Annotated in this window: 22 protein-coding genes; 9 read left to right on the top strand and 13 right to left on the bottom strand. The window is 62.9% G+C overall.

The window, feature by feature from the left end; translation table 11 throughout:
• Positions 1–135 precede the first annotated feature (135 nt).
• Entirely contained in the window at positions 136–1,047 is a 912-nt protein-coding gene (locus MKD49_RS09415; protein ID WP_039788330.1) for a LysR family transcriptional regulator, read from the top strand.
• Between the two features lie 37 nt (positions 1,048–1,084).
• Here the strand turns inward: MKD49_RS09415 and MKD49_RS09410 are convergent, their stop codons facing one another.
• Positions 1,085–1,513: a thioredoxin family protein gene (locus MKD49_RS09410; RefSeq protein ID WP_034329278.1), complete on the bottom strand. Its 429-nt coding sequence runs from the start codon at positions 1,511–1,513 to the stop codon at positions 1,085–1,087.
• Between the two features lie 111 nt (positions 1,514–1,624).
• Here MKD49_RS09410 and tsaB point away from each other — a divergent pair, with 111 nt between their 5' ends.
• Genes tsaB through MKD49_RS09390 form a run of 4 tightly spaced genes read left to right on the top strand, consistent with a single transcriptional unit; the run spans position 1,625 to position 4,881 of the window.
• Positions 1,625–2,344 carry a tRNA (adenosine(37)-N6)-threonylcarbamoyltransferase complex dimerization subunit type 1 TsaB gene (tsaB, locus tag MKD49_RS09405; protein ID WP_121039913.1) on the top strand — a complete coding sequence of 240 codons (720 nt, stop codon included), beginning with the start codon at positions 1,625–1,627 and terminating at the stop codon, positions 2,342–2,344.
• Positions 2,341–2,838 carry a ribosomal protein S18-alanine N-acetyltransferase gene (gene rimI, locus MKD49_RS09400; RefSeq protein WP_252696157.1) on the top strand — a complete coding sequence of 166 codons (498 nt, stop codon included), beginning with the start codon at positions 2,341–2,343 and terminating at the stop codon, positions 2,836–2,838. Before tsaB ends, rimI begins: the two co-directional genes overlap by 4 nt.
• A complete protein-coding gene (locus tag MKD49_RS09395) occupies positions 2,835–3,857 on the top strand; it encodes a uracil-DNA glycosylase family protein (RefSeq protein ID WP_252696156.1) in 1,023 nt (340 codons plus the stop codon). Before rimI ends, MKD49_RS09395 begins: the two co-directional genes overlap by 4 nt.
• A 13-nt stretch (positions 3,858–3,870) precedes the next feature.
• Positions 3,871–4,881: a DUF1853 family protein gene (locus MKD49_RS09390; RefSeq protein ID WP_252696155.1), complete on the top strand. Its 1,011-nt coding sequence runs from the start codon at positions 3,871–3,873 to the stop codon at positions 4,879–4,881.
• A gap of 33 nt (positions 4,882–4,914) precedes the next feature.
• Here the strand turns inward: MKD49_RS09390 and lplT are convergent, their stop codons facing one another.
• Positions 4,915–6,186, bottom strand: coding sequence for a lysophospholipid transporter LplT (gene lplT, locus MKD49_RS09385; protein ID WP_121039922.1), 1,272 nt, complete (start codon positions 6,184–6,186; stop codon positions 4,915–4,917).
• 268 nt (positions 6,187–6,454) lie between these two features.
• On the opposite strand from lplT, the gene alr reads away from it, so the two are divergent.
• Positions 6,455–7,534, top strand: a complete 1,080-nt coding sequence (gene alr, locus MKD49_RS09380) for an alanine racemase (protein WP_252696154.1) — start codon at positions 6,455–6,457, stop codon at positions 7,532–7,534.
• Positions 7,535–7,617: 83 nt separating this feature from the next.
• Positions 7,618–9,003 carry a DNA repair protein RadA gene (gene radA, locus MKD49_RS09375; RefSeq protein WP_034329257.1) on the top strand — a complete coding sequence of 462 codons (1,386 nt, stop codon included), beginning with the start codon at positions 7,618–7,620 and terminating at the stop codon, positions 9,001–9,003.
• Between the two features lie 14 nt (positions 9,004–9,017).
• Here radA and MKD49_RS09370 read toward each other — a convergent pair whose 3' ends face one another.
• From MKD49_RS09370 to ompR, 3 genes are read right to left on the bottom strand one after another with little or no spacing between them, the layout of a single operon-like run.
• Positions 9,018–9,587, bottom strand: a complete 570-nt coding sequence (locus MKD49_RS09370) for a flagellar protein FlhE (RefSeq protein WP_252696153.1) — start codon at positions 9,585–9,587, stop codon at positions 9,018–9,020.
• Positions 9,580–10,941, bottom strand: coding sequence for a sensor histidine kinase (locus MKD49_RS09365; protein WP_204725417.1), 1,362 nt, complete (start codon positions 10,939–10,941; stop codon positions 9,580–9,582). Before MKD49_RS09365 ends, MKD49_RS09370 begins: the two co-directional genes overlap by 8 nt.
• 37 nt (positions 10,942–10,978) lie before the next feature.
• On the bottom strand, positions 10,979–11,737 hold the full coding sequence (ompR, locus tag MKD49_RS09360) for a two-component system response regulator OmpR (protein WP_039788315.1): 759 nt from the start codon (positions 11,735–11,737) through the stop codon (positions 10,979–10,981).
• 189 nt (positions 11,738–11,926) lie between these two features.
• Here ompR and MKD49_RS09355 point away from each other — a divergent pair, with 189 nt between their 5' ends.
• Positions 11,927–12,208: a hypothetical protein gene (locus MKD49_RS09355; protein ID WP_039788314.1), complete on the top strand. Its 282-nt coding sequence runs from the start codon at positions 11,927–11,929 to the stop codon at positions 12,206–12,208.
• Positions 12,209–12,306: 98 nt separating this feature from the next.
• Here the strand turns inward: MKD49_RS09355 and MKD49_RS09350 are convergent, their stop codons facing one another.
• The 8 genes from MKD49_RS09350 to dapC all read right to left on the bottom strand — a co-directional run bounded on the left by MKD49_RS09350 (position 12,307) and on the right by dapC (position 20,666).
• Complete coding sequence (locus tag MKD49_RS09350) at positions 12,307–12,966, bottom strand: amino acid ABC transporter permease (protein WP_199900340.1); 660 nt, start codon at positions 12,964–12,966, stop codon at positions 12,307–12,309.
• 95 nt (positions 12,967–13,061) lie between these two features.
• Positions 13,062–13,865, bottom strand: coding sequence for a cystine ABC transporter substrate-binding protein (locus tag MKD49_RS09345; RefSeq protein WP_034338781.1), 804 nt, complete (start codon positions 13,863–13,865; stop codon positions 13,062–13,064).
• A 134-nt stretch (positions 13,866–13,999) separates the two neighbouring features.
• A complete protein-coding gene (locus MKD49_RS09340; protein WP_252696152.1) occupies positions 14,000–15,982 on the bottom strand; it encodes an ATP-binding cassette domain-containing protein in 1,983 nt (660 codons plus the stop codon).
• Between the two features lie 51 nt (positions 15,983–16,033).
• A complete protein-coding gene (prmB, locus tag MKD49_RS09335) occupies positions 16,034–16,924 on the bottom strand; it encodes a 50S ribosomal protein L3 N(5)-glutamine methyltransferase (protein ID WP_134135288.1) in 891 nt (296 codons plus the stop codon).
• A gap of 23 nt (positions 16,925–16,947) precedes the next feature.
• Entirely contained in the window at positions 16,948–18,075 is a 1,128-nt protein-coding gene (gene dapE, locus MKD49_RS09330) for a succinyl-diaminopimelate desuccinylase (protein WP_134135289.1), read from the bottom strand.
• A gap of 2 nt (positions 18,076–18,077) precedes the next feature.
• Positions 18,078–18,437 carry an ArsC family reductase gene (locus MKD49_RS09325; RefSeq protein ID WP_252696151.1) on the bottom strand — a complete coding sequence of 120 codons (360 nt, stop codon included), beginning with the start codon at positions 18,435–18,437 and terminating at the stop codon, positions 18,078–18,080.
• Between the two features lie 118 nt (positions 18,438–18,555).
• Positions 18,556–19,389: a 2,3,4,5-tetrahydropyridine-2,6-dicarboxylate N-succinyltransferase gene (dapD, locus tag MKD49_RS09320; RefSeq protein WP_252696150.1), complete on the bottom strand. Its 834-nt coding sequence runs from the start codon at positions 19,387–19,389 to the stop codon at positions 18,556–18,558.
• 65 nt (positions 19,390–19,454) lie between these two features.
• A complete protein-coding gene (gene dapC, locus MKD49_RS09315; protein WP_252696149.1) occupies positions 19,455–20,666 on the bottom strand; it encodes a succinyldiaminopimelate transaminase in 1,212 nt (403 codons plus the stop codon).
• 356 nt (positions 20,667–21,022) lie between these two features.
• On the opposite strand from dapC, the gene MKD49_RS09310 reads away from it, so the two are divergent.
• Positions 21,023–22,795: a methyl-accepting chemotaxis protein gene (locus tag MKD49_RS09310; protein ID WP_252696148.1), complete on the top strand. Its 1,773-nt coding sequence runs from the start codon at positions 21,023–21,025 to the stop codon at positions 22,793–22,795.
• The last annotated feature ends 154 nt before the right edge of the window (positions 22,796–22,949 follow it).

The following is a 22,949-nucleotide window of genomic DNA, read 5'->3' as shown; positions in this document are numbered from 1 at the left end:
CCGGTCGGCGCGATCTTGTTGCTTTGTTGCGTTGCGCTAACCGATGACCGAAGTGTAAATATTGCGAAGACAAAGAAAAATAGGTTTAATCGGAATTGACTATTTCTCTTTGTGGAACAATCAGGGACTTGAAAAATGGATCGTCTGCAATCAATGCGGGTGTTTGCAAAGGTGGTGGAGCAGGGCAGTTTCGTGCGTGCCGCCGAGTTGCTGGACATTTCCAATGCGGTGGCAACCCGTTTCATCGCCGATCTGGAGGCACACCTGGGGACCCGCCTGCTCAATCGCTCGACCCGCCGCCTCTCGCTTACGGAGGCCGGGCAGGCCTATCTGGAGCGGGTTCACATGATCCTCGCCGAGGTCGATGATGCCGAAGCGCTGGTATCCATGGAAACCAAACGTCCGGCCGGGACGCTGGCGATTTATTCCAATGCCGGTTTCGGCCAGTCGCAACTGGGCGAGATGCTGGCTGCCTATGCCGGGATCTATCCTGACGTGGGGCTGGACGTCTATCTTTCCGACCGCTCCATCGACCTGGTGGAGGAAGGCATCGATATCGGATTCTTCAGCAGCATGCAAAAGTTTGATGCCAGCATGATCGTGCGACAGCTGGGTGTAGCCAAGGTGATCCTTTGTGCTTCACCTGCCTACCTGGAGCGCGCCGGAGCGCCCGCACAGCCCGAAGACCTGTCGCGCCACAGCTGCCTGAACTTCTCGCATGAATATTTGCGCCATCACTGGCATGTCAATACTGAGGCCGGCGTGATGGATGTTCCCATCGTCAGCAAGGTGGTCTCCAACAGCGGCGTGCTTTTGCGTGACCTGGCGCTGGCCGGCATGGGTATCGTGTTGCGGCCCTCCTACTCGCTGGGCGATGACCTGCGTTGCGGCAAGCTGGTACAGGTGCTGCCCGGCTTTGACATGGGGCAGGTGGTGATTTCGATGGTGTATCCGAGCCGCCGGCTGCTGTCGGCCAAGGTGCGCAGCTTTGCCGATTTCATCAGTGCGCGTTTCCCGCACCCGGAAACCGATCCCTGGCTGACCTGAAGTACGCAACCTGAAGCGACGCGCGTTGAGGGAAACTTCAGCCGATCACATCAGCCAGCTTGTCCAGCAGGCTGCAATCTTCCTGCCAGGTGCGGCGTTCGGCGGAACTGGCGGCTTCACGTTGCAGGTCGGCGTCGCTCTTGTCGACCTGGGCCAGCAGGATGCGCTCGGCCAGGCGGGTGTCCGGTTCCATGGGGCCGAAGAAGGCGACCGTGGCACCGCGCTCGATCAGGAGGGTAGGGAAGTTGTCGATGTCGAGATCGCCGACCAGGTCGGCCTGGTCCTCGATATCGATCCACACGAAGTGATGCTGCGGATAGCGGGCCGCCCAGGCCTGGAAGGCGGCTTCATATTCACGGCAGCTGCCGCACCAGTTCGCGCACAGGCAGGCCACGACCCAGGTGTCGTTGCGAAGCGCCTCGGCGAGCGGGCGGCGGTTGGTTTGGTCTAATTTCTGGTAGGACATGGCACGCTTATTTTACCCCCTTCGGCGCGAAGGGTTTTGCGCTGCCGCACAAAGGCTCACGTTAGATGCGAACGCTCCGAACAATTGCGCGCCGCACGGTAAAATAGCGAGATGTCCACGATTCTTGCCATTGAAACCTCCACCGAGCTGGCCTCGGCGGCCTTGCTCTACCAGGGCGAACTGATTGCGCGCCAGTCCGCTGGTACCCAGACGCACTCGGACGCCATCCTCCCCATGATCCAGCAATTGCTGGCCGATGCCGGCCTGGCGCTGTCGCAATGCGATGCGCTGGCCTTTGGCGTGGGCCCCGGCTCCTTCACCGGCGTGCGCACGGCGTGCGGCGTGGTGCAGGGGCTGGCCTTTGGCTGTGACCGTCCGGTGGTCCCCGTGGTGACTCTGGAAGCGGCGGCCCAAGCCTGCCGTGATGAAAATCCGCAGGCCAGCGATGTGCTGGCCGTCCTCGATGCCCGCATGGGTGAAGTCTATTGGGCGCGCTACTGTGCTCGTGCCGATGGCGGCTGGGAGACGCTTGCTGAACCGGCCCTGTCGTCTGCCGCTCAGGTACCGGTCGAAGGTCGCCCGCATGCCTGCGGCAATGGTTTGTCGGTGTATGCCGAGCATTTCAGCGCCAACTTCTGCACGGCCGCCTTCGCCAGTGTGCAGCCGCAGGCGATGCCCCATGCGCGCCAGGTGGCGACGCTGGGCCAGGTGCATTTCAGCGCCGGCCTGGCCTTGCCGGCGCAGCAGGCGCAGCCGCTCTATCTGCGCAACAAGGTGGCCCTGACCACGGCCGAGCGCGAAGTGCGCGATGCGGCCAAGGGTGTGGCATGAGCGAGCAACTGGCCGTGTCGCTGCCTGTCTCGCATCCGCGTTACGGGCGGCTGCAATTTGCGGCCATGGGTGCGAGCGATCTGGATGCGGTGGTCAGGATCGAAGAGGCCGTCTACTCCCATCCTTGGACGCGCGGCAATTTTCAGGATTCGCTCTACAGCGGCTACCAGGCGCAGACCCTGCGGGATGCCCACGGCGAATTGCTGGGCTACTTCCTGGTGATGCTGGCCGTGGATGAAGCCCATCTGCTCAATATCAGCGTGGCCGCCTTGCATCAGCATCAGGGCCTGGGCCGCATGCTGCTGGACCAGGCGACCTGGCTGGCACGCCAGCACCACATGCGGACCATGTTGCTGGAAGTACGTGAGTCCAACGTGCATGCCGCCACGGTCTATCGCCAGTACGGCTTTACTGAAATCGGGCGGCGCAAGAATTACTATCCCGCCGCCAACCAGACCCGAGAAGGGGCTATCGTCATGAGTCTGCCCTTATGAATGAAGAGTTGAAACAAGATCCGGGCTTCGGCTCCTCCCTGGCCCTGCTGGATGCGCTGGGCATTGGCCCGGTCTGGGTGCGGCGAGAGCTGGCGGTGGAAGAGGTGCAGGCCGCGCAGGCGGAAGTACCTGCTCAGGAAACGGCCGCGCCCGCTGCCCCTGTCGACGCGCCCAAGGTCATCGCGCCTGAACCCGTCGTGGCTCAATCCAAGCCGCCCGTCGCTGCTCCTGTGGTGCAAGCGTCCACGCCTGCTGCTCCTGCTGCTCGTCCGGCTCCCGCCGCCCCCGCCCGTCCGCGTGCGCCGCTCGAGGAAGAGGGCGGCCCGCCTTCCTGGCTGGACGAGATGGACTTCGGTACTGCGCTGGAACCCATGCTGATCCCTGAGGGCGACGACGAGGAAGACGTCCCTGCCGTCGACCCCATGATTGCCCGCATCAAGGCCATGGACTGGCCGCAGCTCAAGCAGCAGGTTGCTGAGTGCCGCCGCTGCGGACTGTGCGAAGGCCGCAAGAATACCGTCTTCGGCGTAGGCGATGAAAAGGCCAAGTGGCTCTTCATCGGCGAAGGCCCGGGCCGCAGCGAGGATCAGCAGGGCGAACCCTTCGTCGGACCTGCCGGCAAGCTGCTGGACAACATGCTGCTCTCCATGGGCGTCAAGCGCGGTGAGAATGCCTACATCGCCAACATCGTCAAATGCCGTCCCACGGATGACAACGGCCGCGACCGTCCGCCCTCGCCGCAGGAAGTGGCCTCCTGCCTGCCTTACCTCCAGCGCCAGATCGAACTGATCCAGCCTACCGTGCTGGTAGCGCTGGGCAAGACGGCGGCCATTTCGCTGCTGGGCATGGATCCGGCCACGCCGGTTTCGCGTCTGCGCGGCACGGTGCATCGCTATCAGGACCTGCCGCTGGTGGTGACCTACCACCCGGCCTATCTGCTGCGCACGCTCACCGACAAGAGCAAGGCCTGGGCCGACCTGTGCCTGGCCATGAGCACTTACGCTGCGCAAGCCCGCTGAAGCGATGGCCGGCATGGACCTGAGCTCGCATCAGGCGCGTTTCCACCAGCGCTGGCCCGATCTGCGGGATCCGCACGTGCGCGCACTGGCCTGGCTGTTGTATGCGCCCGATCTGCTGGCACCGGAGGCCGTCTGCTGGGAGGGCCGGGTCGCCACGCTGGGCCAGCTGTCACCCGAGGTGGCCGGCTGGCTGCACGACCTGCAATATGATCCGGCCATGAATGCCGCCTTGCACGCCCACCTGGCGCAACAGCCATCAGGGCGCCTGGGCCGGTACGCCGAAAAGCTGCTCGGTTTCTATCTGCGCCAGCAGGACTGCCTGGTCGCCGCCAATTTGCAGGTCCGCAATCAGGGTCCGACGCGAGAAACATTGGGCGAATTCGATTTCCTGATCCGTTCCCCTGAGGCGGAAAGCGATGCCGGCGTCGTGCATTGGGAGTTCGCCACCAAGTTCTATCTCTTGCAGGCGCGGGAGCTGGCCGCCACGGCGCAGGCGGATACCTTCGTCGGTCCCAACCTGGCCGATTCTCTGGGCCGCAAGATGCGCAAGATCATGCAGCAGCAACTGAAGCTTTCCGAACATCCGGCGGCCCAGGCGGTACTGCCGGCTCCTGTCGTAGCGGCGCGCGCCCTCGTCAAGGGATGGCTGTTCTACCCGCTGGATGCGGCGCTGAGTTTGCCGCCCACCATGGGCATTGCTGCCGATCATTGCCGAGGATTCTGGTGTGATGCCGCCTCGCTGCCGCGTATTGAAGAAGAGACGATGCGCTATGCCATCCTGCCGCGCCTGTCCTGGCTGGCACCGGCGCGCCTTCCAGCCGGGCAGGGCATGACCCTGGCACAGCTGCGGAGCACCTTGGAAGACATGTTCAGTGCCGACGACAGTCCGGTCATGGTGGCGCAATGCCGCCTGCAGGAGGGGACCGAACCGGAATGGCTGGAAGTGATGCGCGGCTTCGTTGTGCCGCCGCAGTGGGAAGCGCGTGCCGCCGCAACGGTGCAGCACGCCATCGTGCCGGTCTGAACCGCCGGTCCAGACCTTCAATCCATCGTGAAATCAGTGGTGGGGATGCTTGTCCTCGCCGATCAGCGCCAGCGAGTCATGCTCGCGCTGGTTGGCGGCATGGCGGCGCATGATGAGATACATGATGCCGGCCACGAAGGAGCCGAAGATGATGATGACGGTATTCACATCCAGGTTCATGCGCACCATGAAGGCATACAGCACCAGCATGGTCAGCACCGAGAGGTTCTCGTTGAAGTTCTGGACGGCAATCGAATGGCCTGCGCTCATGAGCACGTGGCCACGGTGCTGCAGCAGGGCGTTCATCGGCACCACGAAGTAGCCCGACAGCGCGCCCACGATCACCAGAAGCGGGTAGGCCACCCACACCGAGGTGGTGGTGGTCATCAGCATCACCACGATGCCCATGATGATGCCCAGCGGCATGACGGTCAGCGATTTTTTCAGCGGCACGAAGCGGGCGGCGGCCACTGCACCCAGGGCAACACCCACGGCGACGATACCCTGCAGGATGGCGGCCTTGTCCAGCGGCATGTGCAGCGACTTTTCCGCCCATTTCAGGACGATGAACTGCAATGTCGCCCCCGCGCCCCAGAAGAGCGTGGTCACGGCCAGCGAAATCTGGCCGAGCTTGTCCTTCCACAGGGTGGTGAAGCAGCCGGCGAAATCGACGATGAGACGGATGGGATTGCGTTCCTGGTGCTCGTAGCGGGCACCGGTATCAGGAATGTAGAAGTTGAAGAGGGCGGCGACGATGTAGATGCAGGAGATGATGCACAGGGCCGCTTCGGTGGGGGTGTCAATGGGCAGGTCGACCATCGGGAAGTCGAAGCTGAGGATCACCGCTGAAATCTTGGGATTGACCAGCGCCCCGCCGAGGACCGTGCCCATGATGATGGAGCCCACCGTCAGCCCCTCGATCCAGCCGTTGGCCGCGACCAGTTTTTCCGGCGGCAGCAGTTCGGTGAGGATCCCGTACTTGGCCGGTGAATAGGCCGCCGCGCCGAATCCGACCACGGCATACGCCAGCAGCGGATGCACGGTAAAGAACATGAGGGAACAACCGACGATCTTGATCATGTTGGTGATCAACATGACCTTGCCCTTGGGGAAGGCGTCGGCGAAGGCGCCCACGAACGCCGCCAGCAGCACATAGGAAAGCACGAAAAACAGCTTCAGCAGCGGGGTCATCCACGCTGGCGAATGCATTTCGGCAAGTAGGGCGATGGCGGCGATCAGCAGCGCGTTATCGGCGAGCGACGAAAAGAACTGCGCCGCCATGATGGTATAGAAACCGCGATTCATCCCTGTCCAAGATGTATAACAAATGATGTCCGGGTAGCTTTATACCATGAAACCATGCACGCTCCGTCATAAGTCAAACCATAAAGATGTTCGTCCGGTAAAATGCCCGCTTGTTCCCCGCTGGACAAAAACTTCCGGGCGAACCGCGACAGGCAGGCCCATGGCGGCCTTGCCGCTCGCCGTGCGCATTGCCAGCCGAGATCGGCCGTTCGCCTACCCGCGAACGCCCTCTGTGAGCCATCTGCCCTCGTTACTGCCACTGGATATCATGCCAAGACCGATCGTCGCTTCCATCAGCATTTCCGCACTTCAACACAATCTTGCCGTCGCCCGCGCCCATGCGCCCAACGCCCGCGTCTGGGGCGTGCTCAAGGCCAATGGCTACGGTCACGGGCTGGAACGCGCCATGCGCGGTTTCGCCGATGCCGACGGCCTGGCGCTGGTCGAACCGGATTATGCCGTTCGCCTGCGCGAGCTGGGCTGGACCAAGCCCATCCTGTTGCTGGAAGGGTTCTTCGATGCCGAGGACCTGCCGGTGCTGGCCCGCCACGACATCCAGTTCGCCGTGCATTGCGATGAGCAGATCGCGCTTTTGGAACAATTCGTCACCGACGCCGCCTTTCATGTGCACCTGAAGATGAACAGCGGCATGAACCGCCTGGGTTTCAAGCCCGAGGCCTTTCAAGCCGCCCATGCGCGCGTGAGCAAGATCGCCAGCGTGCGCAGCATCACCATGATGACCCACTTCGCCAATGCCGACGATGCGCTCAACCCGTCCTTGCCGCTGAGCGAGCAGGTACGCCGCTTCCAGGCCGGCACCGAAGGGCTGCCTGGTGCGCGCAGTCTTTGCAATTCTGCTGCCGACCTGATGCATGGCGAGCTGGCCCATGACTGGGTCCGCCCCGGCATCATGCTGTACGGCGGTACCCCGGGCGGTGGCAGTGCCGCCGATTTCGGCCTGCGCGCGGCGATGACGCTGGAAAGCCAGATCATCGGCGTGCAGGACATCCCCCCGGGTGAAGCCATCGGCTACGGCAGCCGCTTCGTGGCGGACAGGCCGATGCGTATCGGCGTGGTCGCCTGCGGCTATGCCGACGGCTATCCGCGCCATGCACCGACCGGCACGCCCGTGCTGGTCGACGGTATCAAGACCGGCACCGTCGGGCGGGTCTCGATGGACATGCTGTGCGTGGACCTGACCGAACTTCCCGGCGCCGGCGTGGGCAGTCGCGTCGAGCTGTGGGGCCAGCAATTGCCCATCGATGAGGTCGCCTTTGCGGCGGGTACGATCGGATATGAACTGATGTGCGCACTGGCCCCACGGGTGGCGGTACGCGAAGTGGACTGAACGAAAAAAGATGAACCTCCTGGCAGATTTCCGGGAAGGCTCAGCAGGCCTACCCAGGTAGAGCAGAAAGCAGCAAGGCGACGATGGCGAAGGTCAAGACCAATTACACCTGCACCGAATGCGGCGGGGTCAGCAACAAATGGGCCGGCCAGTGTCCGGCCTGCGGCCAGTGGAATACCCTGGTTGAGACGCTGGTGGAGAGCGGAGGCGGGAATCGCTATTCGTCGACGCCGCAAAGCCTGGCGCAGACCGCACCGGTACTGAGCCTGGCCGATATCGAAGCGATCGACGTGCCGCGCTTTGGCACTGGGATCGAGGAATTCGACCGCGTGCTGGGCGGTGGTCTGGTGCCGGGCGGAGTGGCGCTGATCGGCGGCGATCCCGGCATCGGCAAGTCGACCTTGCTGCTGCAGGCGCTGGCCAATATCTCCCGGCTCAAGAAGGTACTCTATGTGAGCGGCGAAGAGTCCGGTTCGCAGATCGCCTTGCGCGCCAAGCGCCTGGCGGTGGATGCCCGTGAACTGCAATTGCAGGCCGAGATCCAGCTGGAAAAGATCCTCGCCACGCTGGCCGAGCACAAGCCCGAAGTGGCCGTGATCGACTCCATCCAGACCATTTATTCCGATGCACTGACCTCGGCTCCCGGCTCGGTGGCGCAGGTGCGCGAATGCGCGGCGCAACTGACGCGGGTGGCCAAGACTTCCGGCATCACCATCATCATGGTCGGCCATGTCACCAAGGAAGGCGCGCTGGCCGGTCCGCGCGTGCTGGAGCACATCGTCGATACGGTGCTGTACTTCGAAGGCGATACGCATTCCAGCTTCCGCCTGGTGCGCGCCTTCAAGAACCGCTTCGGCGCAGTGAACGAACTTGGCGTGTTTGCCATGACCGAGAAGGGCTTGAAGGGCGTCTCCAATCCTTCTGCGCTGTTCCTTTCGCAGCACGAAAACCAGGTCCCCGGCTCCTGCGTCATGGTGACCCAGGAAGGCACGCGTCCGCTGCTGGTGGAAATCCAGGCCCTGGTGGACAGCTCGCACGTTCCCAACGCGCGCCGCCTGTCGGTCGGCCTGGAGCAGAACCGCCTGGCCATGCTGCTGGCGGTGCTGCACCGGCATGCGGGCGTGGCGGCCTTTGATCAGGATGTCTTCATCAATGCGGTCGGCGGGGTGAAGATTACCGAACCGGCGGCCGACTTGGCGGTGCTGCTGGCGATCAATTCCTCCATGCGCAACAAGCCCTTGCCGCGCGGATTGGTGGTGTTCGGTGAAGTGGGCCTGGCTGGGGAGATCCGCCCAGCGCCACGCGGCCAGGAGCGGCTGCGCGAGGCCGCCAAGCTGGGCTTCTCGATTGCGGTCATCCCCAAGGCCAATGCACCCAAGCAGGCTATTGAGGGATTGAAGGTGATTCCGGTGGAGCGCATCGACGATGCTCTGCAGAAGGCGCGCGAGATCGACGATTACGCTGCCTGAACCGGATCACTGAATCAGCCTGGCGCGTCGAAAGTGACGATGACCTGGTTCATTTCGCCCTTGATGGGCGGTTCACCTGTGCGGGCCGTTCCGCGCACGCTGTAGTGCAGCTGGAAAGGCTGGCCGGCGTCGCGGCCATTGAAGAATTCGGTACTGCCGGCATTGGCCTGGCTTACGTCCCAGCATACCCCGGCATCCTTCCAGCACAGTTTGGCCTCGAAACCGGGCGGCTTGCTGGCCAGCGTATAGCGCCAGCTGACCTTGCGGATGATTGCGCCGGCCGGTATCTGTCCCACCACCTTGAATTGCGTGATGTAGTCGGCGTTGCGGGCGCGGATGTCCGGGCCTGGCTCGTCGGAAGCATAAGCCCCTGCCGGACCGCGCTGTGGCGGGGCAATGCTGAGCGGTGAGGGACCGTTTGGAATGACCGGCGAAATGATCACGATGGGACGCTTGCTGCCCTCACTGCCGGCAGCGGGCATGCTCAGGTTGCGATCCGCATAGGTCTGGGCCATGGCCAGGACGGGCAGGGCGGCTGCCAGCAGGCAGGGCAGGTGCCGCCAGTGGAGGGACCGCTCAGGCATGGCGGCGATGGCCCTTCAAGGGCAGGGAAATCTGGATCAGCAGGCCGCCGTGGGTGTCTTCATGTCCCTTCAACAGCAGCTTGCCATTGTGCTTGAGCACGATGCGGTTGACGATGGCCAGGCCCAGGCCGGAGCCGTTGGCCTGGCCGCGTGCGGTGTCGAGACGGGTGAAGGGGCGCAGCAGGCGTTCGCACTCGCTCTCGGGCACGCCCGAGCCATGGTCGAACACTTCCACCACCACCTGATGTCCTTCGATGCGGCTGCGCAGATGAATTTCTGCGCAGTCGGTGCCGGGCGTCTTGCCGTAGCGGCGCGCATTTTCGATCAGGTTGCTGAAGACACGCGCCAGCTCGGTGCCATTGCCGGCGACTTCGGTGGCGGGCGTGATCTCGGTAGTGAGCTTCACGTCCGACAGGCGCGCAGACTTGGCGGCCACGTCTTCCAGCACGCCGGCCAGGTCGATGCTTTCCAGGCTGTTGGCATCGAATGGCTTCGCGTAGTCGAGGAACTGGCCGATGATGCTGTCCATCTGTGCCAGGTCCGAATGCATGCCGTCGCGCGATTCATCGGACAGGTTGGCCATCTCCACTTCCAGTTGCATGCGTGCCAGGGGCGTGCGCAGGTCGTGCGAGATGCCGGCCAGGATGAGGGCGCGATCCGATTCGATGCGATTGAGGTCGGCCACCATCTGGTTGAAGCTGCGGTTGGCTTCCTCGATCTCGGTCGGGCCGGATTCCGGCAGCGGCTCGGGCTGGCGGCCCTTGGCAATGGCGCGAGCGGCCGCCGTCAGCCGCGCCAGCGGCTGGTTGATGAGGGTGGAGATGAAGACCGCACCGATCAGCGACAGGAACAGCGCGATCGAGCCCCAGCCCAGCCATTGCAGGCCGGACGTGCGGTCCAGCCTTCCGCGGTCGAGCATCAGCCAGTACTGGTCATCGTCGATATTGAAACTGATCCAGAAGCCTTCCACTTCATTCACGCTGGAGGCGAAGATGGTGTTCTCATCCAGCGACTGGCGCACGTAGTACTCCAGTTCCGGGATGATGGGCGAGTCCTCGGGCGGGACGATGCGGTCGCTCTTTTCCAGCGGATAGATGCGGATACCTTCATTGCTGGCCAGGTCGAACAGCAGTTCCCGGCGCATCTCGGGGGCCGAGTGCGTCAGTGCCGCACGGGTGATGGTGACCACCGAGACGATCTGCGCGGCCAGCTGTTCCGCACGCGGTCCGCGTTCGACCATGCGAAAGCTGGCCACCCAGGCCACCATGCTGGCGGTGATCAGGAAGGTCAGGAGGAAGAAGGTGCGCCAGAACAGGCCGTTGCTGAACCATCCGGATTGAGGGCGGGTTTTCATCGGCAAACGGCCTGCAGGTCAGGGGTGAAGCGGGAGATCAGCGCGGTTTCCCTTCCGGGATGAAGACATAGCCCAGGCCCCACACGGTCTGGATGTACAGCGGATTGGCCGGATCGGGTTCGATCAGCTTGCGCAGGCGCGAGATCTGCACGTCCAGGCTGCGGTCAAAAACTTCATATTCGCGGCCGCGCGCCATTTCCATCAGCTTTTCGCGCGACAGCGGTTGGCGGGCATTGCGTGCAAAAACCTTCAGTACCGAGAATTCGCCGGTCGTCAGGGAAATGGTTTCGCCGTTCTTCTTCAGGGTACGGGTACCCAGGTCGAGGATGAAGTCGCCGAATTCGAAGGTTTCCGGGGTTTCCGAAGGCGCACCCGGCAGTTCGTCCGGGCCCTTGCGGCGCAGCACCGCATTGATGCGCGCCACCAGTTCGCGCGGGTTGAAGGGCTTGGGCAGGTAGTCGTCCGCGCCCATTTCCAGACCGATGATGCGGTCCACGTCCTCGCCCTTGGCGGTGAGCATGATGATGGGCGTCTGGTCGCCAGCACCGCGCAGGCGGCGGCAGATGGCCAGGCCATCTTCGCCGGGCAGCATCAGGTCCAGCACCAGCAGGTCGTAGCGTTCGCGGATCCAGAGCTTGTTCATGGCCTGGGCGTTTTCCGCCGTGACCACGTTGAAACCCTGCTCGGTCAGATAGCGGCGCAGCAGGTCGCGCAAGCGGATGTCGTCATCCACCACCAACACTTTGAATTGATTGGCGGATGTTGTCGTATTAGTATTGCCGTTGGTCGTATTCATGTTGCCTATGGTAGCGTCTTGGCGATTTTGAGCAAGTCGGGGCTGTTGATCCATTACAAACTGTTACATACCTTACCTTAATCATCTTATACCATCGCGGCCTGCGGCCTAAACTGGAATCACGTCGGGAAAGCAACGTCGATACCGCTTTCTCTTCCCTGATTCTCTGTCTCCGGAAAAAATCGCATTATGAAGATTGCAGTCGTCAACAAGCTATGTCTGGCAGCGATGCTGGCGCTCGGTGTGGGAGCGGCCGCGCTGGCTGGCCCTCCGCAGGGCGGCCGGCCGATGCCGGGGCAGCCGGGCGACTTCAGGCAGCATGCCGGTGACTTCAACCCGCAAGATCACCGCAACCAGATCGCCAGCGACCAGGACCAGCGCCGCAACGGCAAGCTCAGTGCCGATGAACGCCGCGAACTGCGCCGCCAGATCAATGAAGTCGGCCAGGATATCTACCGCGTCAAGCGTTGAGTTCCGCGCGGATGAAAAGATTCCCGCCCCGGTCAACAAAAAGCTGACGAAAAAGCCCGAGTGCATCGCATTCGGGCTTTTTTCCTTGGGGCGGGCGATCAGTGCTGGTGCGCCTTGCCCAGCCGCTTCTCCAGCCGGTGCTGCAAGGCTTCGAAGCACAGGCTCAGGATCCAGTAAATGGCTGCCGCCGCCAGATACAGCGGGAGCGGGCGGAAGGTCACCGCAATGACTTCCTTGGTCGCCAGCATCAATTCGGTCACCGTGATGACTGATACCAGCGAGGTATCCTTGATCAGGCTGATCAGGGTATTGCTCATCGAGGGCACTGCTATGCGCACTGCCTGCGGCACGATGATGTAGCGCAGCGTCTGGAAATACGTCAGTCCCACGCTGTAAGATGCATTCCACTGCCCATGCGTCACGCCCAGGATGGCGCCGCGCAAGCTTTCCGAGAGGTAAGCGCCGGCATTGAGGCTCAGGGTCAGTACACCCGCTGTCAGCGGCGAGAATTCGATCCCGATCCCAGGCAAGCCGTAATAGACCACGAAGATCTGCACCAGCAGCGGCGTGCCACGCATCATGCTGACGTACACGGCAGCCGGCCAGTGGATGGGCCGCCAGGGAACGATGCGTGCCACCGCCAGCACGAAGCCCAGCACCAGGCCGCCGACCATCGAGGCCAGCGCGAAGAGCAGGGTGTAGCCCACGCCCTTGGCCAGGGTCGGGGCGGCTTGCTGCAGCAGTTCGAGGATTTCCATAAGCATTCGAATAAAAAAATTATCCCCGCGATGCGGGGATAAGTCGGTCCGCCCGGAACGTGCCGGGCGGCAGGGAGCACCAGTTCAGGCGCGCCTTATTGTGCTTTCGGCGGCTGGCTCACGTCAATGCCGAACCACTTCTCGGAAGCGGCCTTGAAGCTGCCGTCCGCCTTGATGTCGGCCAGGGCCTTGTTCAGTGCAGCCTTGAACTCCGGATTGCCCTTGCGGAAGGGAATGCCGATCTTGTCGACGGTGCCGATCGGGCTGCCAGCCTTCAGCGGCAGGTTGGTCGACTTCAGGATGTAGCCGACCAGCAGGCTGTCGTTCAGGGCAGCATCGATGCGACCGGCGGCCAGGTCAGCGAGGTACTCGGGCGAACCCGGATAGGTGCGCACGTCGATGCCGGCCACGGCCTTGGCCTTCTGTTCAAAGTTGGTGCCTTGACCCAGGCCCAGCTTCTTGCCCTTCAGGTCGTCCAGGCTCTTGAATTCGCGCTTTTCATCCTTGCGCACGATCAGTTGGGCGCTGGAGAGGGTGTACGGCTCGGAGAAATCGAAAGCCTTCTGGCGTTCGTCGGTGATGCCGACCTGGTTGATGATGACGTCGTACTTGCCTGCGCCCAGACCGGCCAGGATGCCGCTCCATTCGGTGGTGGTGAAGACCGGCTTGACGCCGAGCTTGGCCGCCAGCAGTTTGGCCACGTCGACTTCAAAACCGGTCAGTTCGCCGGTCTTGGCATCCTTGAAGTTGAACGGGGGGTAGTTGCCTTCCAGCGCCACCTTCAGGGTGCCGCTGCTCTTGACGGATTCCAGCAGGTCGGCCGCCGACACGCTCAGGCTGGACGCCAGCAGGGTGGCACCGACACCGGCCAGCAGCCATTGCTTGATATTCTTCTTCATATGTTCATGTCCTTATAAAAACTTTCGCCACAAAAACTGCGGCCAGGGCGCAATGATGCCCTCGTTTTGCCGAACTGCAAGGGCTGGCTTAATACTTTGATGTAGAAAGCTTATGCCCGACGCGGTTCCGCAGCTCAGGCCTGCAATTGCTCCAGCGCCTCCTGCTGTTCCAGCCATTCATTTTCAAGCTGGTCCAGCTCCTTGCTGCAATAGGCCTGGTCGGTGATGAGCGTCTTGAGTTCTTCCTTGTTGGCGGCGTCGTAGATATCCGGGCTGGCCAGGCGCGCATCGATCTCTCCCTTGCGCGCATTGAGCTTGGCGATCTGTTCGTCGAGGCGCTTGATGCGGGCCTCAATCGGTTTTTTGAGGGCCGACATCTTCTGGCGCTGCTCGGCCTCCAGACGCTTCTGTTCCTTGCGGTCCACCAGCGAGGCCGGGGCCTCGACCATCGGCTGGCTGGCCGTGGGCAGCGGTGCGGCAGCCGCCGCATCGTTGCGGGCGGCCAGCTTGGTCTTGAAGAGCCAGTCCTTGTAGTCGTCGAGGTCGCCATCGAAGGGTTGCAGCTTGCCTTCGGCCACGATCAGGAACTGGTCGGTCGTGGCGCGCAGCAGGTGGCGATCGTGGGAGACCAGCACCAGCGTGCCTTCGAACTGTGCCAGCGCCATGGTGAGCGCTTCGCGGGTTTCCAGATCCAGGTGGTTGGTCGGTTCATCCAGCAGCAGCAGGTTGGGGCGCTGCCAGACAATCAGAGCCAGCGCCAGGCGCGCCTTTTCGCCGCCCGAGAAGGGGGCGATTGAGGAGGTCGCCATGGTGCCGTTGAAATTGAAGCTGCCCAGGAAGTTGCGCAGTTCCTGCTCGCGCACATCCGGTGCCAGACGGGTCAGGTGCCATAGCGGCGATTCGTCATGGCGCAGCATTTCCACCTGATGCTGGGCGAAGTAGCCGATCACCAGTCCCTTGCCCAGGCGGGCCGTACCGGACAGCGGATCGATCTCGCCGGCCACGGTCTTGATGAGCGTGGACTTGCCCGCGCCGTTGACGCCCAGCAGACCAATGCGCTGCCCACTCTGCAGCGAGAAATCGATGCCATGCACGATGATCTTGTCTTCATCGGGCGCGCCATTCTTGCCCTCGATGTGATAACCCGCGTTGACCTTTTCCATCACCAGCAGCGGATTAGGTGCCGACAGGGGCTCACGGAATTCGAAGGAGAATTCGGCGGCCGCCCGCAGCGGTGCCAGCTCTTCCATCTTCGACAGGGCTTTCATGCGGCTCTGCGCCTGGCGTGCCTTGGTCGCCTTGGCCTTGAAGCGGTCGATGAAGGATTGCAGGTGCGCACGCTGGCGCTGCTGCTTCTCGATCATGCCCGCCATCAGTTCCAGCTGGGCCGAGCGCTGGCGCTCGAAGCTGCTGTAGTTGCCGGAATAGCGCTTCAGTTTTCGATCATCGATATGAACGATCACGTTCACCACGCCATCCAGGAAATCGCGGTCGTGGGAAATGATGAGCAGGGTGCCCGCGTAGCGCTTCAACCAGTCTTCCAGCCAGATGATGGCATCCAGGTCCAGGTGGTTGGTCGGTTCGTCCAGCAGCAGCAGGTCGGACGGGCACATCAGTGCCTGCGCCAGGTTCAGGCGCATGCGCCAGCCGCCGGAGAAGCTGGCCACGGGCCGCGCCATCTGCTCCAGCGAAAAGCCCAGACCCAGCAGCAATTGCTCGGCGCGCGAGCGCACGGTGTAGGCATCGGCATCGGCCAACGCGGTATGCAGCTCGGCGATATGGTTGCCGTCGTGTTTGTCGTCCGGCTGCGCTTCGGCGCGGGCCAGATCGGCTTCCAGCTGACGCAGGTGAGCGTCGCCATCGATGGCGTACTCGATGGCGGGACGATCCAGCGCCGGCGTTTCCTGCGCGACGTAGGCCATGCGCCAGCGCGCCGGGAAATCGACATTGCCCTGGTCGGCATGCAGCTCGCCGCGCAGCATGGCGAACAGGCTGGACTTGCCGGTGCCATTGGCACCGATCAGGCCGATCTTGTCGCCCGGATTGAGCGTCAGGTCGACATTGTCCAGGAGCGGCTTGACGCCGCGCTGGAGGGAAACTTGCTGGAAACGGATCATCGGTGATTCACAATCGTTGGAGCGCGCTAACGCGGATGCTGACGCTCAGGGTCAGGCCAGTTGCAGTTGTTCGGCCGTGACCAGGAACACCATGTCGTCACCGGCACTGGTGGTCAGCCAGGTCAGTTCCAGTTCCGGGAAGGCCGCTTCGGCGAAGGCGCGCTCATTGCCGATCTCGACCACCAGCACGCCTTCGGGCGTGAGGCGCTCGGCGGCGCCGGCGACGATCTTGCGTACCAGGTCCATGCCATCCTCGCCACCGGCCAGGGCCAGTTGCGGTTCGCGCAGGTATTCCTGGGGCAGCTTGCTCATGGAACCGGAATTCACATAGGGCGGATTGCTGATGATCAAGTCATACTTGCGCAGCGGCAGTTGCGTGTACAGGTCGGACTCGACCAGGTTGATGCGCTCCTGCAACTGGTATTCGTCCACATTCTTGCGCGCCACGGCCAGCGCGTCGGCAGAGATGTCGACCGCATCGATCTGCGCGTTCGGGAAGGCATCAGCCAGCAGGATCGGCAGGCAACCGGAGCCGGTACACAGGTCCAGCGCGTTGACGATGGCTTCCGGATCCTGGATCCAGGGCGAGAAATGCTGCGGAATCAGTTCGGCGATGAAGGAACGCGGCACGATCACGCGTTCATCCACGTAGAAGCGATATGCGCCCAGCCAGGCTTCATTGGTGATGTAGGCCGCCGGGACGCGGTCCTTGCTGCGGCGTTCGATCACGCGCATGACGGAAGCGATTTCCTCGGGGAGCAGACGCGCATCCAGGAAGGGATCGAGCTGATCCAGCGGCAATTTGAGCGTATGCAGGATCAGGTAGGCTGCCTCGTCGAGCGCATTGCTGCTGCCGTGGCCGAAGAACAGTTGCTCGGTGTTGAAGCGGGTCACGGCGTAGCGCAGCAGGTCGCGCACGGTGGAGAAATTGTTGGGGGTCATGATGTTCTCGTCAATGCTTGGGCTTACGCCAGCAGGTTTTCCAGCGTCTTGCGGTAGATGTTTTTCAGGGGATCGATGTAGCGCACTTCGATGTGCTCATCGATCTTGTGGATGCTGTCATTGGGCGGGCCGAACTCGATCACCTGCGGGCAGATCTGGGCGATGAAGCGGCCGTCTGAGGTGCCACCGGTGGTCGACAGTTCAGTGTCCAGTCCGGTCTCGTCCTTGATCGCCTTGGACAGCGCATCCGACAGGTCGCCGCGCGGGGTCAGGAAGGGCAGGCCGCCAACGGTCCACTTCAGGTCGTATTCCAGGCCATGCTTGTCGAGGATGGCATGCACGCGCTGCTGCAAACCTTCCACGGTGCTGGCGGTGGAGAAGCGGAAGTTGAAGTCGATCACCACTTCGCCGGGAATCACGTTGGAGGCACCGGTGCCACCATGGATATTGGAAATCTGCCAGGAAGTCGGCAGGTAGTATTCATTGCCCGCATCCCACTGCTCGGCCACCAGTTCGGCCAGTGCCGGCGCAGCCTGGTGGATGGGATTGCGCGCCAGTTGCGGATAGGCGATATGGCCCTGGATGCCCTTGACGGTCAGCTTGCCCGACATGGTGCCGCGGCGGCCGTTCTTGATCATGTCGCCCAGGGTCTTGGCCGAGGTCGGTTCGCCGACGATGCAGTAATCCAGCTGTTCGCCGCGCGCCTTGAGGGCATTGCAGACGACGACCGTGCCATCGATGGCCGGGCCTTCTTCATCGCTGGTGATGAGGAAGCCGATCGAACCCTTGTGATCGGGATGGGCCGCCGTGAACTCTTCGCAAGCCACCACCATCGCGGCGATCGACGTCTTCATGTCGGACGCGCCGCGACCGTACAGGCGGCCATCGCGCAGGGTCGGCTGGAAGGGATGCGACTGCCACTTCTCCAGCGGGCCGGTGGGCACCACGTCGGTGTGGCCGGCAAAGACCACCAGCGGCTGCGCCGTTCCCTTGCGCGCCCACAGATTGGTGACGTCGCCGGACTGGATGGTCTCGCAGACGAAGCCCAGCGGCGCGAGCAATTCCGCCAGCCGCGCCTGGCAGCCTTTGTCTTCGGGGGTGACGGAAGAAAGGGACATCAATTCCTGGGTCAGGGCCAGCGTCTTGCTCATGATCATTTCTCGAAAATGTGTTGATACTGATCGGCCTTGAAACCGACGTGATACTGCTTGCCATCGAACAGCACCGGGCGCTTCACCACCGACGGGTTTTCCACCATCAGGGCCACCGCAGCGGCGTCATCGGTGATGGCGGCCTTGCGCTCATCCGGCAGGGCGCGCCACGTGGTCCCCTTGCGGTTGACCAGCACGTCGCGCTCCACGTCCTTCAGCCAGGCCTGGGCCTGTTCGGCAGTGAGGCCGGCCTTTTTGAAATCGTGGAAGTGAAAGACGATGCCTTGCTCGTCCAGCCACACGCGGGCTTTCTTGACGGTGTCGCAGTTGGGAATGCCAAAAAGGGTGATCTTGTCGCTCATGTTCGCTTTCTCAATGGGGCTGGCTATCGGTGGCCAGAACACGACGCCGCGCCGGTGTGCGAGACGACCGGCGCGGCGCGTGGGTGCTTCAGGCCTTCAGCAAAGCCGCAGCGCGGAATTACTCGCCGCGCAGCAGTTCGTTGATGGAGGTCTTGGAGCGGGTCTGGGCATCGACCTTCTTCACGATGATCGCGGCGTACAGGCTGTACTTGCCATCCTTGGACGGCAGGTTGCCCGGCACCACCACCGAGCCCGCCGGCACGCGGCCGTAGTGGACTTCGCCGGTTTCGCGGTCGTAGATCTTGGTCGACTGGCCGATGTACACGCCCATGGAGAGCACCGAGTTCTCTTCGATGATGACGCCTTCGACCACTTCCGAACGGGCACCGATGAAGCAATTGTCTTCAATGATGACCGGACCCGCCTGCACGGGCTCCAGCACGCCGCCGATGCCGACGCCACCGGAAAGGTGAACGTTCTTGCCGATCTGGGCCGCCGAACCGACGGTGGCCCAGGTGTCGACCATCGTGCCTTCGTCGACGTAAGCGCCAATGTTGACGTAGGAGGGCATCAGCACCACGTTGCGGCCGATGAAGGAGCCATGACGCGCCACCGCCGGAGGCACCACGCGGAAGCCGCCCTTGGCGAAATCTTCAGCGGCGTAATTGGCGAACTTGGTCGGCACCTTGTCGTAGAACTGCGGATAGCCAGGTCCGGCCGACATCGGCACGTTGTCTTCCAGGCGGAAGGACAGCAGGATGGCCTTTTTCACCCATTGGTTGACTTCCCACTGGCCGACGCCCTGACGGTTTGCCACGCGCAGGGTGCCATCATTCAGGCCTGCGATCACTTCGGCCACCGCATTGCGGATGTCGGCCGGGGCGCTCTTGGGAGACAGGCTGGCGCGATCTTCCCACGCCTGATCGATGATGTGCTGAATGGACTGTGTCATGTTGATATCGATGAACTCTAGTGTGAACGGGAGAGAAACTGGCACCGGGGCCGGTGCGGACAAGCTCAAGCCTGGCCGGCCAGTTTCTTCGTGAAGGCGACGATGCGTTGCGCAGCTTCCAGGCATTCGTCGACTTCGGCCACCAGCGCCATGCGGATGCGGCCCGCGCCCGGATTGACGCCATGCGCTTCGCGTGCCAGGTAGCTGCCCGGCAAGACCGTGACATTATATTCGGCGTAAAGACGGCGGGCGAATTCGGTGTCGCTGATGTCGACCAGCTTGTCGACCTTGGCCCACAGGTAGAAGGCGGCATCGGGCAGGGCGACGTCCATCACTTCCTGCAGCAGCGGGGTCACCTGGGAGAACTTGGTGACGTACTTGGCGATGTTGTCCTGCACGTGGGTTTCTTCCTGCCAGGCCAGCACGGAGGCGGCCTGGATCACCGGGCTCATGGCCGCGCCGTGGTAGGTGCGGTAGAGCAGGAATTTCTTGAGGATGGCTGCATCGCCGGCCACGAAGCCCGAGCGCATGCCCGGCACGTTGGAGCGCTTGGACAGGCTGGAGAAGGAGACCAGGTTGCGATAGTCACGGCCCAGCAGACGTGCGGCCTGCATGCCGCCCAGCGGCGGATCCTGCTTGAAGTAGATCTCGGAATAGCACTCGTCGGAGGCGATCACGAAACCATAGCGATCCGACAGGGCGAACAGTTCCTTCCAGTCTTCCAGCGTCAGCACGGCGCCGGTCGGGTTGCCCGGCGAGCAGACGAACAGCAGTTGCACGCGTTCCCATACTTCTTGCGGTACCTGGCTGAAATCGGGCGCAAAGTTGCGCGCCGGGTCCGAATTGACGAAGTAGGGCTCGGCGCCGGCCAGGTAGGCCGAACCTTCATAGATCTGGTAGAACGGGTTGGGGCACATCACCAGCGCGCCGGGCCTGGTCGGATCGACCACGGTCTGGGTCAGCGAGAACAGGGCCTCGCGCGAACCGATCACCGGCAGGATCTCGGTGGCCGGATCGGGACGCGGGATGTCGTAACGCTTCTGCAGCCAGTCAGCGATCGCACCGCGCAGGGCGTCGCTGCCCAGGGTGGCCGGATACGAGGCCAGGCCGGACAGGTTGTCCGTCAGCGCCTGCTGGATGAAGGCAGGGGTAGGGTGCTTGGGCTCGCCGATGCCCAGGCTGATCGGACGATAAGCCGGGTCGGGCGTGATGCCGGCGAAGAGCTTCTTGAGCTTTTCGAAGGGATAGGGCTGCAGTTTGTCGAGTAGGGGATTCACGTCGCTGGACTGGAGTAAAGCTTTCCGGGCCAGCGTCTCGCGAGGAGCTCGGCCGGCCACGGCAAAGGGCTGGGAAAGTTGGCGATTATACCGTCATTTGAGGGCATTGCCGCGCTCCCGGTCGGCCCGGTGTTAAGTCCTTGGCATGTCTGGCGCACAAGAAAACGGCTGTGGTTATCCTGATCGGGCGCGTGTTTACCTTCCTGCACGCGGGCAAAGAAAAGGTGCAATCCGGAAAATCAGGGACAGTTACGCGGTGTATTCAGGGGATTGTCAGGGAGAGTCAGAGAGTATTGTGGTCGCTCGCCAAAACGGGACCGTTCACAGAGCGGCCCACCCATTCCCGGAGAACAAGAATGAAAAGCCTCAAGGCGCAGCTACTGTCTGCGCTGGTCGTGATGTGGATCGGTTTGCTGGCGCTGGCCGCCTGGTCCGCCTTCAGCGCCCGTGAAACCATGATCGAAGAACGCAAGGATGGCCTGCGCCGCGTGGTGGAAGCCGCCAACGGGGTGGTCAACAGCTATGTGGCCGATGTCGCGGCCGGCAAGATTTCCAAAGAGGAAGCCCAGAAGAACGCGCTGGAACGCATCGCCGCCATGCGCTACGACGGCGACAACTATCTCTTCATCTTCGACTCCCGCCCGGTGGTGCTGATGCTGCCCTCCAACAAGGCGATGATCGGCAAGAACGTGGCCGACCGCAAGGATTCCGAAGGCAAGGCCTATTACGTCGAGATGATGAAGGTCGGCCAGGAAAAACAGCACGGCTTCGTGCAATACATGGGCCGCCTGCCTGGTACAGACGACAGTAACCGCACCCCAAAAATGAGCTATGTGGTGCACAACAAGACCTGGGACTGGTTCATCGTCACGGGCGTGTTCCTCTCCGATGTGCAGGCCCAGTTCCGCTCCGACCTGTTCAAATTGCTCGGTATCCTGGTGGTGGTCGGTGGACTGGTCTCGCTGATGATGCTGGCCATCATCCGCCGCATTACCGGTAGCCTCGGTGGCGAGCCGGCCTATGCGGTGGCCATCGCCACGCGCATTGCCAACGGCGACCTGACGGTACGGGTCGACACCCGTGCCGGTGACAACCGCAGTCTGCTCTTCGAGATGGCCACCATGCGAGAGCGGCTGGGCGGCGTCATCAAGGGCATCCGCCAGGGCACCGATGCCATCGATATCGGCGCGCGCGAGATTGCAGCGGGCAACCTGGACCTGTCTTCGCGCACTGAAGAGCAGGCCGGTTCGCTGGCGACCACAGCCTCCAACATGGATACCCTGACCGCCACCGTCAAGCAGAACGCCGACAACGCCCGCCAGGCCGGCCAGCTGGCCAACAACGCCTCGGAAATCGCCAGGCGCGGCGGCGAGGTGGTGGGGCAGGTGGTGCAGACCATGGAGGGCATCACGGAAAGCTCGCGCAAGATTTCCGACATCATCGGCGTGATCGATGGCATTGCGTTCCAGACCAATATCCTGGCCCTGAATGCGGCGGTGGAAGCCGCCCGCGCCGGCGAGCAGGGGCGCGGCTTTGCGGTGGTGGCCTCGGAAGTGCGTTCGCTGGCCCAGCGCAGTGCCCAGGCGGCCAAGGAGATCAAGGCCCTGATCGAGGATTCGGTGCAGCGCGTGGGCGATGGCTCGGACCAGGTGGCCCGCGCCGGGGAGACCATGGGCGAGGTGGTGTCGGCGGTGCATCGCCTGACCGACATCGTCAGCGAGATTTCGGCGGCGTCCGAAGAGCAGCGCCGGGGCATCGAGCAGGTCAACCTGGCCATCGGCGAGATGGATCAGGTGACCCAGCAGAACGCGGCCCTGGTCGAAGAGGCTGCTGCCGCAGCCGGTTCACTGGAAGAGCAGGCGCGACGCCTGAAGGCCGCGGTGGCGACCTTCCGCGTCGAAGGAGAGGAGGGCAGCGCAGCGCCCGCGCCGATGGCTGCCCCCAAGGTTGCGCCTGTTGCGGCCAAGGCAGCGATCCCGGTCAAACCACTGCCCAAGCCTGCGGCCAAGCCCCTGGTCAAGGCAGCCGCGACGCTGGCGCCACCAGGCAAGCCTGCAGCCCCCGCCAAACCGGCCTCTGCGGGCAGGTCATCGCCCGCAAACGATGATGGGGATTGGGAGACTTTCTGATTTTCTCGGATTGAAATGAAGAAATGGACGCCGTACCGGGTGCGCTCGGTGCGGCGTTTTTCATGGCGGCCGGCGCATGGGACAGAAGGGCGGAAGCAGGCATCCTGGCGCGGTTTTTGGTCTGGCCGGGCCCGTGCGATGTTATGATACCGGC

Origin of the sequence: Herbaspirillum sp. WGmk3 (assembly GCF_023952535.1) — a bacterium.
GTDB lineage: Bacteria > Pseudomonadota > Gammaproteobacteria > Burkholderiales > Burkholderiaceae_D > Herbaspirillum > Herbaspirillum huttiense.
This window is presented reverse-complemented; position numbering and strand designations above follow the sequence as displayed.